Source organism: Geminocystis herdmanii PCC 6308 (assembly GCF_000332235.1).
Lineage (GTDB): Bacteria > Cyanobacteriota > Cyanobacteriia > Cyanobacteriales > Cyanobacteriaceae > Geminocystis > Geminocystis herdmanii.
The window spans coordinates 1647005-1662394 of record NZ_CM001775.1 but is presented as its reverse complement, the minus strand read 5'-3'; the positions used below and the strand labels follow the sequence as shown (position 1 = coordinate 1662394).

Here is a 15390-nt window from a genome sequence, read left to right as displayed (position 1 = left end):
CCTCATTCCTCATTCCTCATTCCTCATTCCTCATTCCTCATTCTTTATTGTCTTCTTTGTGTGGCTTCGGGACTGTTATAGATGGCGTTACGAACAGATTCGATCGAATTTCCATTAATAATTAAATTTTGGAAATACTGTAATCCTCCATCATCAGCACTACGTCCTAAAAACTCTTGATAAATTTGATTAATCGCTTGGTTAAGTTCTGGAGTACTAGCAACTTCACGGCGTACTTGTATTAATGACCAATTCTGATTATTCATTTTTTGAGTATAGTCCTTTAAATCATTAGAGTTTGCATTACGTCCTAGCACATTAATAAAAGTATTATTAATTTCTTGTTCAGTACGAGTGTTATTGTTATTATTATTATTTTTTCTTTTTATAGCTTCTGGACTATTGGCGATCGAAGTTCTAACATAATCAATATTTCTACCATTAACAATTAAGTTGGTAAAATACTCTAATCCTGCCGAATCAGTATTTCTACCTAATAATTCTTGATATATTTTAGTGATTAATTGATCAAATTCCGAATTATTTTTAACAACATCACGACGTACTTGATTAATCGACCAATTTTGATTATTCATTTTGTCGCTATAATTTTTTAATTCATTGGCAGTAGCATTACGCCCCAGTACATTTACAAAAGTATTATTAATATCTTGCTCAAAACGAGAGTTATTAACATTGTCATAGTTATTCCTGCTTCTAGCTTCTGCACTATTGGCGATCGAATTTCTGACATTATTAATATTTTCACCATTAACAATTAAATTTTGAAAATATCGCAATCCATTGGCATCTGCATTGCGTCCCAAAAATTCTCGATAGATATTGTTTATAACTTGATTAAATTCTTGATTATTATTAGTAAGATCACGACGAACTTGATTTATAGACCAATTTTGATTATTCATTTTTTGGCTATAATTTCTCAATTCATTAGAGTTAGCATTACGTCCTAAAACTTGACCATAAACGTTGTTAATTTCGTTTTCAAAACGGGAATTATTAAAGTTATTGTTATTATTATTGTTGTTATTATTATTGTTATTGCGGTACTTAAAACTACCATATCCGGGGCAGTTTATTATATCCTGATTAATAACGCAGGTAATTTCTTGATTTTGTGCAAAACTGGGAGTCGCACTGACTAAACTTAAAGATAATAGAGTACCAGTTAAAAGAATATTAGAAGTTTTCATGATTAACACTCCAAGAGTATAGAATTGAGAATTGAGAATTGAGAATTGAGAATTGAGAATTGAGAATTGAGAATTGAGAATTAACACCCTCATTACTTATTACTCAAAATCGAAAAGGGTTGCTTTGTTACCTTGCAATGACATAAAATGATTATTTTTTTATCACCGCCCATAGATATATTTAATTAAACTCACACCAAGCCAACCTAAAAGAGCATAAACGACGATCGCAACTAAGATATTGAGATCGAAAATGTTTCCTCCACCGATAGGATTAGCACTATCTTCCGTAACGGGGCTGATAAATAAGGTGGAAAAGGGTACCATGAAAACATCAGATATGCCATAAATGAATTGAGCAAACCTATTTTCGGTATTTGCACCCATTAAACGGAGGAAGAAGCGTAAACTCAGTAAGATTTGTAAAAATCCTATTAGTATATAAATACTGTTGAGAATCCAAACAAAGGAGGAATCTCGTTGCCCCGTTTTCAGTTTCCTTTCTTCTTTTTGCAGTAAGAAGGCTTCTTCTTCTTGTCTAAGTTCTTGTCGTCTATCCAGATTACTTTCCGATGAATCTTTATTCATTGTTTTCTCTTACTAATGAAATATTTGTGAAATTAAATTCGACGACCCATCATCAAATTGTAAACAATACCAATAAGAGCTAAAACTAGGAGTAAGTGAATTAAACTACCTCCAACGTTTATAGAGAATCCTAATAACCACAGAATTATTAAAATACCAACACCAGTCCAGATGAAATTCAACATTTTCTAACCTCTCAAAAAGTGATTATTTTTTGTATTTCTTCTCATTCCTAATTCCTAACTCCTAACTCCTAACTCCTAACTCCTAACTCTTAATTGCCTTTAATATCTTCGATCGTATTACGAGCTTGACTTTCCGCTTGTTTGGCTTTACCCATGATTTGATCTTGAGTATTACCTGTCATATTGCCGATGGTTTCTTGAGTTTTACCTTCAATATTTTTGGATACAGCTTTTGCTCGACCTTTTAAGCTCATACTGTCTTTAATATCCTCAGTTTTATTACGAACTTTGCTTTCCATTTGCTTGGCTTTACCCATGAGTCGATCTTTAGGATCACCTGTCATGTTACCCATCATCTCTTGGGTTTTACCTTCAATATCTTTAGTTACAGCTTTTGAGCGTTCACCCCAAGCTATTTGATTACTTGGAGGGTTCATCGAAGACACTCCCAATTTAGAAGCGTAACCATTATCATCCATCACCCCGAAAACATTAGTCGTTGCGATAAATACTAAGAGGCTAATTGTAAGCAAAAACTGCGGAATTTGTTTTAAAAAAATCATGTTATTTTCCAAAAAATTGATCTGGGTTTATTAAATTGTTTAGTTATTGGGAAGCATCGCATCATTCGCTTCAGCTTTTATATCTTTTGTCGCTTGACGATCGTCCTTCTCTGCCTGTTTAGTTTTTCCCTCAGGTTTATAGTCAGGATTTTGAATGGCGTTACTCACACCATCTTGACTTTGTCGATCGAACTTTTGAGATTCTTCCATTTGAATCTCTGTTTTACCCTCAAGATTTTTATCATCAGCTTCTTTCTTTTCATCTCCCCACGCAATTTGATTGCTTAAAGATGATATTTGTAATGTTGATGCAAAACTATTTTCAGCCATAAAACCTAAAGCTGTAGTTATGGAAATAAATAACACTAAACTAATTGAGATCAAAGCCTTAGAAATTTGTTTTAATGAAATCATTTTATTATCCAAAAATTTGATTTATTTAATGTTTAATGTTGATTGAATATCTCGTCAATTATTAGTTTTAATTAGGTAATTTTAGGGAAATAATTGAAAAATAGCATCCATTATTTCCCTCTTAAAACTCTCCTATAACACCGTTAATTTATTAGAATTAATCAAGTGCTTTTTTTGCCTCATCTTTAACATCTTCAACAGTATGTTTGATTTTGGCATCCATTTGTTTTGCCTTTCCTTCCGCTTGATTTTTAGGGTCTCCAGTGACATCCCCATAAGTTTCTTGGATTTTACCTTCGATATTTTTAGCGGTAGCTTTAGCTCTATCTTTTAAACTCATTTTTTTATTTTTTTTATTTTTGAAAGTTTATTAAATAAATAATTTTCGCTTTTTGTTTCAACATTAAAGTACTTTTTTTGAATATTTAGTTAAAAGTTATAGTTAACTCTTAACCAAATAATTAAAAATGTTTAACGTCCAAAGTGTATGAGAAAAATTCACTTATTCAAGTTCCATACTAATTATTATTTTTGTTAATTTATGTACGATATTGTACATAGCAAAAAATAAAAATATTAAGAGCTATTCTCTATATACACTGTAGAGATTGTTAAGAAAATATGTAGATAATTTTTAATAGAATTAATTATTATTCCCAGACATCACCTCAGTTCGACATAAAGAAAATGATGAAAACTAGACAGGTGGACAAGTGGACAAGTGGACAGGGAGAAAAATTCTCAATATTTGATGTACTTTTGAGAGAATTTTATTCATTCACCAGAAATACAATCTTCCTGTCTGCCTGTCTGCCTGTCTTCCTGTCAACGAGAGTCAGCCCTCACCTATTTTTATATCGAACTCAGGTAGACATCAAGTAATGAGATGACTTCAGAAAAAATAAAAAACTCAATGGAATTTTTAGATAAACAACCCTCAGTCATTACAAAATATGCTATAGTGAAATACACAACAATCTGTTTTGTTACTTGTTACTTTTAAATTCTTAATTGACTGCGATCGAACAAAACAATATGATAGAAAAGTTATGCTTATTTATATTGCACTATTAAATAAAAGTATCAGTAATCTTTTTATATAAAACTATGACCGCAACTTTACAAGCTCCTCCTAAAAATCGTCGTCTTGTGTTTCCTTTTACCGCTATTGTGGGACAGGAACAAATGAAACTTGCTTTATTACTAAATGTCATTGATCCGAAAATCGGGGGAGTGATGATTATGGGCGATCGAGGTACGGGCAAATCCACCACTATTAGGGCATTAGCGGATTTATTGCCTGAAATTGATGTGATTGCAGGTGATCCTTTTAACTCCTCTCCTACGGATGTGGAAATGATGGGAGATGACGTGAGAGAAAAATTCGAGAATCAACAACAGTTTGAAGTAACTCAAAAAAAAGTCCCCATGATCGATTTACCTTTAGGGGCAACAGAGGATCGAGTTTGTGGTACGATCGATATTGAAAAAGCCTTATCGGAAGGGGTGAAAGCCTTTGAACCGGGGTTATTAGCTAAAGCAAATCGTGGTATCCTCTATGTGGACGAAGTCAACTTATTAGATGATCACCTCGTGGATGTATTGTTAGACTCCGCCGCTAGTGGTTGGAATACCGTAGAAAGAGAGGGGATTTCTATTCGTCACCCTGCCCGTTTTGTGTTGGTAGGTTCAGGTAATCCCGAAGAAGGAGAATTGCGCCCTCAACTGCTCGATCGATTTGGGATGCACGCCGAAATCCGTACGGTGAAAGAGCCAGATTTGCGTGTGCAAATTGTAGAACAACGGGGAGAGTTCGATCGAAATCCTCAAGAATTTTTAGCTAAATATCAAGAACAACAGGAAGAACTACAAAGAAAATTAGTCCAAGCCCAAGAATTATTACCTCAAGTTTCCATCGACTATGATATTCGAGTAAAAGTATCAGAAATCTGCTCAGAATTAGACATTGACGGTTTAAGAGGAGATATTGTGACTAATCGTGCCGCCAAAGCCTTAACCGCCTTTGAATTGCGTACAGAAGTAACCGTAGATGACATTCGCCGAGTAATGCCTTTGTGTCTGCGTCATCGTCTCAGAAAAGACCCCCTAGAATCGATCGACTCAGGTTACAAAGTAGAAAAATCTATTAACCGTGTCTTCGGTTTAGATGTAGCTTAATTACTCATGAGACTTCTCCAGAAAATATTTTTCATCTGTTCGTAGGTTTTAACCCTTCTTCTACTAATGGGCATCGACCACATTTTATGTAGAGACGTAAAATTTTACCTGAGTTCGATATAAAATTATTGGTGAGAACTGACTTGGAAGACAGGCAGACAGGGGGATTATATTTCTTGTGAATCAATAAAATTCTCTCAAAAATGTACAAGTATTGAAAATTTTTCTTCCTGTCCACTTGTCCACTTGTCCACCTGTCCACCTGTCTCGTCTTCACCATTTTTCTTCTGTCGAACTGAGGTAAAATTTTACGCCTCTACGAAAAATATGTTCAACCTTCCTATTTTGTAACTTTATAAGTAAAGATAATATCGACAATTGATTATTTTGATTTTAACTTAAAGAATTCAAAACTCAGAAAACCTTAATTTGAGTCAATTATAAAAAATATAAATCTTTTTAACCAGTGATTTAGGTTGAACTTATATTATAAGAAAAAACTATAAGAAAAAAGAGATAGAATTTCATTTCTAATGTGTAAATAATTATTGGCACTTATACTTTACTATTCATATTAGACTTGCTTAAATAGTAAGTAACAGTTAGTTTTTTGTAAATCACAAATCAAAAGGAAAAAAACATGGCAACTTATAACGTAACTTTAGTAACCGAAGACGGCGAACAAACGATCGAAGTACCCGATGATGAGTATATTCTTGACGTTGCTGAAGAACAAGGTATCGACTTACCTTACTCCTGCCGTGCTGGTGCTTGTTCTACCTGTGCTGGTAAAATCGTTTCTGGTACTGTAGATCAATCTGATCAATCTTTCTTAGATGATGATCAAATCGAAGCAGGGTACGTTTTAACCTGCGTAGCTTATCCTACCTCTGACTGTAAAATCGAAACCCACAAAGAAGAAGAATTATACTAATTAATCTTTCTCTTTGCTGTTAGGAGAAAGGGCTGGGGTTATAGTTAATTTCTATTTCCCTAATTCCTCACTCCTAACTCCAACTTCCCATAATTTGTGTTAGCATCAGCAATAAATTATTGACAGTAATGCTTTTATGGGTAAAGTTTTAGTCTTAAATGCTTCCTACGAACCGCTCAATATTACAAGCTGGAAACGGGCGGTTATCCTGTTAATTAAAGGCAAAGCCGAACAATTAGAACATCACAACAACTTCATTTGTCAAACTTTTCCTTTCCCTTCTGTCATTAGGTTACGTCATTATGTGAAAGTACCCTATAAAGATATTCCCTTAACTAGAAGAAATGTTTTTGAAAGAGACAAAAATACTTGTCAATATTGTAGTTATCGAGGAGATCAACTAACTTTAGATCATATTATACCTCGATCGAGGGGTGGAGGTGACTCTTGGGAAAATTTAGTTGCCGCCTGTGTGAGATGCAACATTAAAAAAGGAAATCGCACCCCCAAAGAAGCACAAATGCCTCTGCATCAGCAACCAAGAAAACCCTATAGTAGTCTTCATTTCGAGATTGCTAAATCTATCAAAGATAATGTTGATCATGAATGGCGAAAATATGTCATTGGAATTTAAAGAAATAGACAATACAGCTTAGATTGAGTTCGGAGTAGGGGTGTAAGGTTTACACCCATAGAGCAGTGTAAGGTTTACACCCATAGAGCAGTGTAAGGTTTACACCCATAGAGCAGTGTAAGGTACTTCACATCTTAGTCTTTTTAAAAGTAGCTATATTTCAAGCTACTTTGAATTATTTAGAGATTAGGAAAAAAGACAACCTTGCTGAAGATAGCCAAAATACCTCCTGTTAAAACTCCAAAAATACCTAAAAACCCTAACGTTAAGGTATTAAAACGGTTATTCATAGAAGTTTCTAGCTTGTCAATTCTGGTATCGAATTTATCCTCTAATGCGTCTATTTTTACGTCTAACTTTTCGATTTTAGCATCGATACTTTTATCCAAATGCTCGATTCTTGCCTCAATCTTATTGAGTATGTCAATTAAACTAACTTCGATTGTTTGTGCCATGTTAAAATGTTCTCTAGCTTTATATGAATGATAAGGAGTAGTTTACCGCTACTCTTTTTCGTTTTATTTTAACCCATAACCTATTATTGTCTATTCTGCTATTGTTTTTTTGCCTTTAGGAGAAATTATCGCTTTTACTATCTAATGTTATTTTTTCTCGGAAATTCGATCTAATCTTTCTTTCTTTACCAACCAATTTAGATGCGTCCTCGCTTATCATAGAAAACATTGAGATTAATTGAATTGTCAGATAAATATGGATTGTATCGAGGTAACAGGGATTCGTAGTTACGGTTATACTGGTTTATTACCAGAAGAAAGAACATTAGGACAATGGTTTGAAGTAGATTTAACTCTATGGTTAGATTTACAGGTATCAGGCAAAAGTGATGATATTAACGATACTGTAGATTATCGTCATGCCATTGACATGGTAAAACATATTATTCAAACTGCTAAATTTGCTTTAGTCGAAAAATTGGCAGAGGTAATTGCTGAGGATGTTTTAAAATTTGAATCTATCTCTCAGGTAAGGGTAAAGTTGTCGAAACCTTCTCCCCCTATTCCTGATTTTGGTGGTAGAATTACGATCGACATTACCAGAAGTAAATAAAATTTACAAAACTTTACTGATTTGTCAATTATTACTAATTTTTTGATGTGTCAAATTTGGCTGATTTGGGCAATATATTTTTATATTCTCTTAAAAGCTATCTCGATCGAAGTTTTTCTGGGTGATATAAAAAGAGCCAAAATTTGTCAAATTAATTAATATAACCCCAAGTTGTGAGGAGTGAATCTATTTTGTCAAAAATAATCACTTTATTAGGGAAATAAAACCATGATGTACAATGCCAAAAAAATTAGTCATGCGGTGTGGCAATACTTGAATCAACCAGTTACACCCAATATTGAACAAGAATCCGTGTGGAAACCTAGCCGTTTCTGGTATCTTTATAAAATTAGATTATTAGAGGCTTGTTGGCGACAAGAATCTTTTATCCCTTTCCATGAAAGTCAAGATGAGTATAAAACAGAAAATTAGTCAAATCAGATGCAGAATCTCTAATTAACTCCTACAATCAAGTAACCATTGTCAAGGGAAATTTATGCAAGATTCTTTCAAAAAAGTTATGGTGGGAGCAATTTTTTTTGCTATAACCATCATTGTTGCTATTTTTGGCTATATTTCCTTTGGTTGGTCATTACTTGAATCGGTTTATATGGTAGTGATTACAATTTTTGGGGTGGGTTACGGGGAAGTACAACCATTAAATACTCCCTTTCAAAAAATTTTTACCATGTTCGTTATTATCGCTGGGACATCCTCAGCAGTTTATGGAGTGGGAGGTTTTATTCAAATGGTGACAGAGGGAGAAATAAATAAAGCGTTTGAAGCCGATCGACAGAGGAAAACCTTAGCTAACCTAGAAAATCACGTTATTATCTGCGGTTTTGGGCATATAGGACAAGTTTTAGCGAAACAATTAGACGAAACAAAAGAAACCTTTGTCGTCATTGATAATGATCCCGAAAATCTGACTACGGCAAAAAATCGATCGTACTTAGTACAAGAAGGAGATGCAACTGACGAAAATGTGCTTATCACCGTTGGCATTCAAAAAGCCAAAGTTTTAGCAACAGTATTACCTAATGATGCCACTAACGTTTTTATCACCCTGACAGCCAGAGAATTAAACACAGACTTAATCATTTTAGCCAGAGGTGAACTTCCTAGCACCGAGAAAAAATTACGTTTAGCAGGAGCAAATCATGTGGTTTTACCTGCTAGTGTAAGTGGTTTACGCATGGCAAATTTAATCACTTCCCCTAGCATGGTGGATTTTTTAGCTCAAAAAGAAGAACAAAGTTACTTAAATGATCTCTTAATGCAGATTAATGTTCAAATTGAAGAATTAGTCGTAGGTAACACTTCTCGCTTAGTGGGAAGGACTGTTAGAGAGTTAGAAATTAGGGGAAAAGGAGGCTTTATCGTGGTTGCCTTAAGGAGAGGTGACGAGCCTTTAATTACCCATCCTAATCCCTCTTTATTGCTTAACTCTGGGGATGTTTTGATTGTATTAGGACACCAAGAAGATTTACCACAATTTGCCCGTTTTTATCAACTAAATCGCAGTAATAGTAAGTAGGGAAGGGTGAAAAAGTTTTTTGATGGGGGGAGGAGTTAAGAGGGAAGAGACAGGAAAAATACTGAAGCATCAAAGTTTTTACAGTTCATTCAGATTTGTAGAGGCATAAAATTACCTCAGTTCGATATAACCTCAGTTCGATGTAAGAATGTTTGATAAGGGCAGGTTGCAGGTTGCAGGTTGCAGGTTTCAGGTGTAATTTTCAGAAAATTATATAATTCGATCAAAGAATTGAAGATAAAAAAATCAATTAGGATATATTTTTTGTCAATTCTTTAACCCTTTCCGATACCGGACACCGGACACCTTTACAGCACCAAAAATTTTATGGTTCACTCAGGTAGGTTTCACCAAGTCTGACTCCCCCAAAGTTTGGGGCTGGGGGGCTTAACCGAGCAGTATTGCCTGTCAATTTCGTATTACACTACGGGGAAACGTCTCATTCTTAACACTGCTTCTTTTGCGGTTTTAATTAAGTTGTTATCAATTCTGGGAATTTGGGGTATTTGTACTAAAACATCGACAGTGCGTCTTAAAACCCGAACTATATCCCCTTCATCCATGGTGGTATTTTTCGAGATTTCCTCCCATGTTTCCCCTAAACACCACGCTTCAGATAAACCGATCATATCTCTTTCTAACCATACGGGGATGGTGATGTCATGATGTTTTTGCGCTTGGTAAAGGCGACGACGAATTTCCCCTAATTCCTCTTGTGGATTATAGTTAACATCATCATATTTTAGTATTCCTAGCGCTTCTAATACTTCGGGAGAGGGTTGATAACCTACCCATGTATCAAATCTTGCTGATTCGGTAATTAAGGCTGTAATCACTCCTGCAAGGTGATGGGGTTCAAGATAATCTAATCTTTTTGAAGTTAGAGCTAAGGCTAACCATAGTTCATTTTCGCCTCGAATGACGGCGGCGGCTTCTCCTAAGGGGGTGGGATTATATCCGTCTAGGGCTTCAAATTCTCGCAAAATCTCGATTAAGGCGAGAAATTCTTGCCAATAATATGAACTATTCGATTTTCCTCTCTGGTATTGGGTTTGAATACGGGTTAATTCTTGTTTTAATAGTTGGCGTTTACGATTATTTTTGAGTATTTGGGCTATTTTTTCGACTTTATCAAGGGGATTGGTGACGATCGATCGTTCTATGTCTGCGATCGTTTGTTGTTGTACAATAATATCTTCACTGGGTTGAGCATATTCTTGTTCATATTCCGTGATTAATTGACTAATCGAGAGGGTATGCTCATTACCATGCTCTAATAATCCGATGATGACTTGTTTAATGTCGGGAATGTCGATATTTTCCAGTAAACTGCTAGGCATCCTACCGCCGTTAATGTCGATGACATCGGCAAAAGAGGCAATGTACCAATTATTATCCTTGCCGAGACAGAGCAAAAATTTTTGATTACCGTTGGGGATGTGTGCCATGAAAACCCCTTGAATACTGTAAGCATTTTTTTTATGTTCTCTACTTAAATCGACTATAGCACCCATAGATAATGTCTCTAAATAGGGCATAATTACCCTTTGTCGAGCTTGAATCCAGTTTCTTTGAAATAATTTGAGGACTTTCTTTTCTTGTTTCTTTCTTTCTTTTAATTTCTCGTAATTAGCCAAGTCTCGACTATTATATTCCGCTAACATAATATCTAGCTTGGTTAACTCTGTAGTGTATTCTGTGATAGCGTGTTCTTGGGGAGCAAGTTGTAACTGTGCTAAATACTCAGCAAAGCTCAACTCTAATAATTCTTTAGCTTCCTCGATCGAATGTTTTTGTAATAAATTTAATACCATGCCATAACTAGGAGCGAACTGACTCCGTAGAGGTTCAGGAGAAGACTTTGCTAGTTTAGACCCAACTAAAGCCCCTTCAAATAGGGTTTGAACGGTGACAACGTAGCCCACCTTGTCCATGCCCCTACGCCCTGCTCTCCCCGCAATTTGCATAAATTCCGAAGGAGTTAAAAAACGATGTCCATCATCGCCTCTTTTTTTCAACGCAGAAATTACAGTGGTACGCGCAGGCATATTAATTCCTGCCGATAAGGTAGCAGTGGCAAAAACAATTTTAACTAAACCTAACTCAAATAATCGCTCTACTAACTCTTTCCAAGCGGGTAAAATTCCAGCGTGATGGGCGGCAATTCCTCTAGTTAATGGCTCAATTTGACTACTTCTAACTAACTCACTATGTTCGGCTAAAAATCTTAATAAACGTTCTTTTACTAAGGGTTTATCGATGAGATAATCTACTAATTCTTCTCCCGCTTGATCATTATTAGCAATAAAAGCCATAATCTTATCATAGGCAAATTCATGCTCTTTTTTGGCAAATTCAACTATTTTTACTTGCAATTCTATATTTTCAATGATCAAAAAATGAAGCAAATAAAGCAATATTTTGCGACTTTCTTCTAAAGTGACAAGGTTAAAATAACTTAAAGATTCTACTGCTTGATCACATCCTTTTCTACTAAAGATAATATAGATAGCAGGGAGCATATCATTATTACTTAATTGTTGCACGATCGTCTTGATATTAGGGCAATCTTTATGATGAAATTTACCCCTTCTATTCGTACCTAAAAAGGGTTTTAATTGCGGATTTAACTTATTAGTTTTCTCATTAAATAATCCATATAAACCTTTAGCATGACTAAAATAAAACTTTAATGGTACAGGACGAAAATCGGAGTTAACCAACTGGCATTCACTCTTAACTCCTTGTTGAAAGTGGGCATCTCTGACGTTATTAATCCAACGACACAAATCTTCTGGGTTGCCGATCGTAGCTGATAATGCTACTAATTGAATATTAGAAGGGCAATAAATAATTGATTCTTCCCACACTGTACCCCTACCCGGATCACTGATATAGTGGCACTCATCTAGTACGACTGTTTGCACATTTTGAATAGATGTACCAACTTCCCCGATGGGGGTACTGTATAACATATTGCGGAAAATTTCCGTTGTCATGACAATGATAGGTGCATTAGGATTAATTAAGACATCTCCTGTAATTAAACCAATTTCAGCATAAGTTCCTGTTTCTGGTAATAATGTTTGTCCAAATTTTTCTTGAAAATCTCGAAATTTTTGGTTAGAAAGGGCTTTTAATGGTGTTGTATAAAAGACTCTTTTTCCTTGATTTAAGGCTCGATAAATAGCATATTCTCCGATTAAAGTTTTACCTGAGCCTGTGGGCGCGGTGACGACTACGGATTTATTTTCTTCTAAGTAGTTGATGGCTTCTTGTTGAAAATCGTCTAGTTTATAGGGAAAAATGGTGTTAAAATCTAATGTTAAAGGTTTCATATTAAGTTCGATCGAGTTTAAAAGTGAATATTTATTAAAGAGTTAATTGAATAATTTTATTGTAGAGTATAAAAAAAGAAGAAATGATCAAAATAAAGATTCATCAAAATAAATATACTTTTAACCTATTAAAAAAACTAAGAATTTTGTTAATAATAAGTATCGAGTTAGAGTTAATATTCAAGGTAATTATTTAGAACTAAGATATTGAGATTAAGAGTTTATTAATAATTTTAGCTAATTTACGATCGAGGTGATCAAGATTTTAATAAAATACTCGAAAAAAATAGGTAGGAATTTTTTGAAGCGATTAATTACCCAACCTAAATTTAGGTAGAGACGTAAAATTTTACATCTCTACAAACTTTTATTACTCATTACTCATTACTCATTACTCATTACTTATTCTGCGGTGGCTAATTCAGCATTGTTAGATTCGGTACTGCCACGACGACGGCGAGAGGTTAAGCTATTAAATAACATTTTACCGATGGACATGATCAAATTACCTTCTAATTCTTGAAACATTTTCATATTCATACCAAAAGCGTCATTGGCTTCTTGTACAATACGATCGGCAGTTTCTTGATCTACAGGTAAATCATTTAAGGCTTGACGGTACATATTTTTGAACGCTTTTTCATCGCTGATGGTTTCAAACTCATAAAAAGCAGTACCTTCACCATCTAAATTCATGGCTTTTTCGGCAATATTTTTGAGGATTTGTCCGCCGGAAAGATCACCTAAGTAACGAGTATAGGAGTGTGCTGCGAATAATTCAGGGGAAGTATTGGCGATTTCATGGATTCGATCGACATAGACTTGTCCATTAGGAGTAATGGAAATTTCATTTTTCCAGTTTGCACCATAATAAAATTGAAGGTCTTTTGCTAAACTAGACTCACGATTTAACTCAGGAAAATAAATTTTACTCACGACGGGATGATCTTTTAAACGTTCCATTTCTGCTTCCATCGCGCCATAGACAAAGTAAAGATTGGCGGCTAGTTTACGATAGGAATTTTTCTCAACAACTCCTTTCAGGAAGCACTTAATAAACCCCATGTTTTCAGCCATAGAATGGGATTTTTTTGTACCTTCTTTCAGCATGGTAGCTAGATTAACACTCATTTTCTTTTATCCTTATTTATTGTCTTAAAATCTGGTTATAAAAATTTACAAAAACATTTTTATTGCTAATTTTCTACAATAAACTGAATCCAGACTACTTTATATTAAGATTTTTTACAGCTTTGTCTCGTAGTTGTAAATAGTCATAACAAAAAATAAAAAATCAATTATGAGAAAAAATTTGAGAAAGAAATTCATTCATTCGCCGATTTTTGCTGTTAACTTCGAGACTGCTTTCTGCTTCGTGCCTCGCAACGCTACACGACATATTGCGAGGCAATCTACAATACAAAATAAAGTGTGTTCAATAAACGTAACCTTCTTTCCCCTCCGTTGCATAGGTTCGAGTTAATAATTCATTTATAGTAGCATTTAACACAGGTTGACCATTAAACACTGTACCCACTCGATTTTTTTGAAAATGAATTTTTGCTACACCGTAGGCAGACTCAGGTAAAGGTAAATAACCCACTTCGTGAACAATTTTGGAAGCGTTACTTAAATAAAAGTCCACAAATTGCTCTAAGGCTTTGTTTTCCTGCGCTCTTTTGGCATTTACATAGATAAATAATGGACGAGTTAAGGGGCGATAGGTATTATCCATAATGGTGGCATCAGAAGGCACGATCGCCCCCTTGCCATTGTCGATCGAAACCGCCTGTAATTTATCCTGATGTTGAGAATAATAGGCATAACCGAAATAACCCAGAGCATTGGGGTCTTGTGCTACACCATTAACTAAAGCGTCATCATCTTCACTAAACACATAATCATTACGGCTTTCTTTCTCTCCGATAATGGCTATAGTAAAGTATTCAAAAGTACCCGAATCTCTACCCGGACCAAATAAATTAAGGGTTTTATCTGCCCATTGACTATTAACTTGATTCCAACGCACGATCGAATTTTCCGCCGAAGGTTGCCAAATGGTTTTTAATTCTTCCACTGTCATGGTTTTTGCCCAAGTATTGCTAGGGTGGGTGACAACGGTTAAAGCATCAAAGGCAACGGGTAACTCGATATAGGCAACCCCATTTTTTTTACACTCCTCCATAAAACGTTGGGGAATGGGTACGGAAGCGTTATTAATATCGGTTTTGCCTTCGCAAAAATTACGAAATCCGCCGATCGAACCTGAGAAATTAGAGTCCACACTAATATCATCGGAGTCTAAAGCGTTGAATTTTTCGACAATTAAATTAGTAATAGGAAACACAGTACTTGAACCATCGATGGAAACAGTTTTTGATTCTTCTGGTTTCGTTTCTCCACAAGCAGTTAATAACAAAGATAAGATTAACCCTGTTACCATCGTTTTTTGGGGAAAGAATGACTTTTTATTAAGCATAAAAATTCTGAAATATCTGTAAAGTAAAAGATTGAAGTAAATATTCGTTATATTTGAAAAAAATAAAAAAGACAATAAGGAAACAGAAAACTTCTTAATTTATTCTTAACCTTTCTTATCTTATGAACATTAAAAATATCAACATTTTCTCTTAATTATCTTACAAGATTTAAGAGAAAGAATCTCTTTTTTTTACGAAATTTTAAGTTCTTAACCTTTTCTTTACCAAAAAAAAGTCAACATTATACTAATATAAAA

Annotated in this window: 16 protein-coding genes; 6 read left to right on the top strand and 10 right to left on the bottom strand. The window is 34.7% G+C overall.

All coding sequences use genetic code 11. The annotated features are described in order from the left end of the window. Positions 1–44 precede the first annotated feature (44 nt). From SYN6308_RS22130 to SYN6308_RS08330, 6 genes are all read right to left on the bottom strand, one after another. A complete protein-coding gene (locus tag SYN6308_RS22130; protein WP_017293984.1) occupies positions 45–1214 on the bottom strand; it encodes a DUF4214 domain-containing protein in 1170 nt (389 codons plus the stop codon). A 162-nt stretch (positions 1215–1376) separates the two neighbouring features. Further along, positions 1377–1802, bottom strand: a complete 426-nt coding sequence (locus SYN6308_RS08345; RefSeq protein WP_017293983.1) for a YggT family protein — start codon at positions 1800–1802, stop codon at positions 1377–1379. A 32-nt stretch (positions 1803–1834) separates the two neighbouring features. Further along, positions 1835–1987: a lmo0937 family membrane protein gene (locus SYN6308_RS24500; protein WP_144051413.1), complete on the bottom strand. Its 153-nt coding sequence runs from the start codon at positions 1985–1987 to the stop codon at positions 1835–1837. Between the two features lie 89 nt (positions 1988–2076). Next, positions 2077–2550 carry a CsbD family protein gene (locus SYN6308_RS08340; protein WP_017293982.1) on the bottom strand — a complete coding sequence of 158 codons (474 nt, stop codon included), beginning with the start codon at positions 2548–2550 and terminating at the stop codon, positions 2077–2079. A gap of 39 nt (positions 2551–2589) precedes the next feature. Further along, positions 2590–2964 (bottom strand): hypothetical protein, encoded by a 375-nt coding sequence (locus SYN6308_RS08335; protein WP_017293981.1) that lies wholly within the window; start codon positions 2962–2964, stop codon positions 2590–2592. Between the two features lie 157 nt (positions 2965–3121). Then, the gene (locus tag SYN6308_RS08330; RefSeq protein WP_017293980.1) at positions 3122–3304 is read right to left on the bottom strand and encodes a CsbD family protein; all 183 of its coding nucleotides are present in this window, start codon (positions 3302–3304) and stop codon (positions 3122–3124) included. A gap of 767 nt (positions 3305–4071) precedes the next feature. On the opposite strand from SYN6308_RS08330, the gene bchI reads away from it, so the two are divergent. The 3 genes from bchI (at position 4072) to SYN6308_RS08315 (ending at position 6710) form a co-directional block, all read left to right on the top strand. Then, positions 4072–5142, top strand: a complete 1071-nt coding sequence (gene bchI, locus SYN6308_RS08325; RefSeq protein ID WP_017293979.1) for a magnesium chelatase ATPase subunit I — start codon at positions 4072–4074, stop codon at positions 5140–5142. Positions 5143–5782: 640 nt separating this feature from the next. Continuing rightward, positions 5783–6076, top strand: coding sequence for a ferredoxin (locus SYN6308_RS08320; RefSeq protein ID WP_017293978.1), 294 nt, complete (start codon positions 5783–5785; stop codon positions 6074–6076). Between the two features lie 136 nt (positions 6077–6212). Next, positions 6213–6710: an HNH endonuclease gene (locus SYN6308_RS08315; protein ID WP_017293977.1), complete on the top strand. Its 498-nt coding sequence runs from the start codon at positions 6213–6215 to the stop codon at positions 6708–6710. A gap of 179 nt (positions 6711–6889) precedes the next feature. On the opposite strand, the gene SYN6308_RS22125 is transcribed toward SYN6308_RS08315, so the two are convergent. After that, entirely contained in the window at positions 6890–7165 is a 276-nt protein-coding gene (locus SYN6308_RS22125; protein WP_017293976.1) for a hypothetical protein, read from the bottom strand. Between the two features lie 256 nt (positions 7166–7421). On the opposite strand from SYN6308_RS22125, the gene folB reads away from it, so the two are divergent. The 3 genes from folB to SYN6308_RS08290 all read left to right on the top strand — a co-directional run bounded on the left by folB (position 7422) and on the right by SYN6308_RS08290 (position 9315). Beyond that, positions 7422–7778, top strand: coding sequence for a dihydroneopterin aldolase (gene folB / locus SYN6308_RS08300; RefSeq protein WP_017293975.1), 357 nt, complete (start codon positions 7422–7424; stop codon positions 7776–7778). Between the two features lie 228 nt (positions 7779–8006). Further along, positions 8007–8210 carry a hypothetical protein gene (locus SYN6308_RS08295; protein ID WP_040466841.1) on the top strand — a complete coding sequence of 68 codons (204 nt, stop codon included), beginning with the start codon at positions 8007–8009 and terminating at the stop codon, positions 8208–8210. A 64-nt stretch (positions 8211–8274) separates the two neighbouring features. Continuing rightward, positions 8275–9315 (top strand): potassium channel family protein, encoded by a 1041-nt coding sequence (locus tag SYN6308_RS08290; RefSeq protein WP_017293973.1) that lies wholly within the window; start codon positions 8275–8277, stop codon positions 9313–9315. Positions 9316–9734: 419 nt separating this feature from the next. Here SYN6308_RS08290 and SYN6308_RS08285 read toward each other — a convergent pair whose 3' ends face one another. From SYN6308_RS08285 to SYN6308_RS22120, 3 genes are all read right to left on the bottom strand, one after another. Further along, complete coding sequence (locus SYN6308_RS08285) at positions 9735–12653, bottom strand: DEAD/DEAH box helicase (protein ID WP_017293972.1); 2919 nt, start codon at positions 12651–12653, stop codon at positions 9735–9737. 402 nt (positions 12654–13055) lie between these two features. Continuing rightward, complete coding sequence (locus tag SYN6308_RS08280) at positions 13056–13784, bottom strand: biliverdin-producing heme oxygenase (RefSeq protein ID WP_017293971.1); 729 nt, start codon at positions 13782–13784, stop codon at positions 13056–13058. A gap of 304 nt (positions 13785–14088) precedes the next feature. Continuing rightward, positions 14089–15132, bottom strand: a complete 1044-nt coding sequence (locus tag SYN6308_RS22120) for a PstS family phosphate ABC transporter substrate-binding protein (protein WP_052312595.1) — start codon at positions 15130–15132, stop codon at positions 14089–14091. Between the last annotated feature and the right edge of the window lie 258 nt (positions 15133–15390).

Coding starts and splice junctions, on each gene's coding strand:
- SYN6308_RS22130 (WP_017293984.1), bottom strand. CDS start 1,214: ATGAAAACTTCTAATATTCTTTTAACTGGTACTCTATTATCTTTAAGT.
- SYN6308_RS08335 (WP_017293981.1), bottom strand. CDS start 2,964: ATGATTTCATTAAAACAAATTTCTAAGGCTTTGATCTCAATTAGTTTA.
- bchI (WP_017293979.1), top strand. CDS start 4,072: ATGACCGCAACTTTACAAGCTCCTCCTAAAAATCGTCGTCTTGTGTTT.
- SYN6308_RS08295 (WP_040466841.1), top strand. CDS start 8,007: ATGATGTACAATGCCAAAAAAATTAGTCATGCGGTGTGGCAATACTTG.
- SYN6308_RS08285 (WP_017293972.1), bottom strand. CDS start 12,653: ATGAAACCTTTAACATTAGATTTTAACACCATTTTTCCCTATAAACTA.
- SYN6308_RS08330 (WP_017293980.1), bottom strand. CDS start 3,304: ATGAGTTTAAAAGATAGAGCTAAAGCTACCGCTAAAAATATCGAAGGT.
- SYN6308_RS08345 (WP_017293983.1), bottom strand. CDS start 1,802: ATGAATAAAGATTCATCGGAAAGTAATCTGGATAGACGACAAGAACTT.
- SYN6308_RS24500 (WP_144051413.1), bottom strand. CDS start 1,987: ATGTTGAATTTCATCTGGACTGGTGTTGGTATTTTAATAATTCTGTGG.
- SYN6308_RS22120 (WP_052312595.1), bottom strand. CDS start 15,132: ATGCTTAATAAAAAGTCATTCTTTCCCCAAAAAACGATGGTAACAGGG.
- SYN6308_RS08320 (WP_017293978.1), top strand. CDS start 5,783: ATGGCAACTTATAACGTAACTTTAGTAACCGAAGACGGCGAACAAACG.
- SYN6308_RS22125 (WP_017293976.1), bottom strand. CDS start 7,165: ATGGCACAAACAATCGAAGTTAGTTTAATTGACATACTCAATAAGATT.
- SYN6308_RS08315 (WP_017293977.1), top strand. CDS start 6,213: ATGGGTAAAGTTTTAGTCTTAAATGCTTCCTACGAACCGCTCAATATT.
- SYN6308_RS08290 (WP_017293973.1), top strand. CDS start 8,275: ATGCAAGATTCTTTCAAAAAAGTTATGGTGGGAGCAATTTTTTTTGCT.
- SYN6308_RS08280 (WP_017293971.1), bottom strand. CDS start 13,784: ATGAGTGTTAATCTAGCTACCATGCTGAAAGAAGGTACAAAAAAATCC.
- folB (WP_017293975.1), top strand. CDS start 7,422: ATGGATTGTATCGAGGTAACAGGGATTCGTAGTTACGGTTATACTGGT.
- SYN6308_RS08340 (WP_017293982.1), bottom strand. CDS start 2,550: ATGATTTTTTTAAAACAAATTCCGCAGTTTTTGCTTACAATTAGCCTC.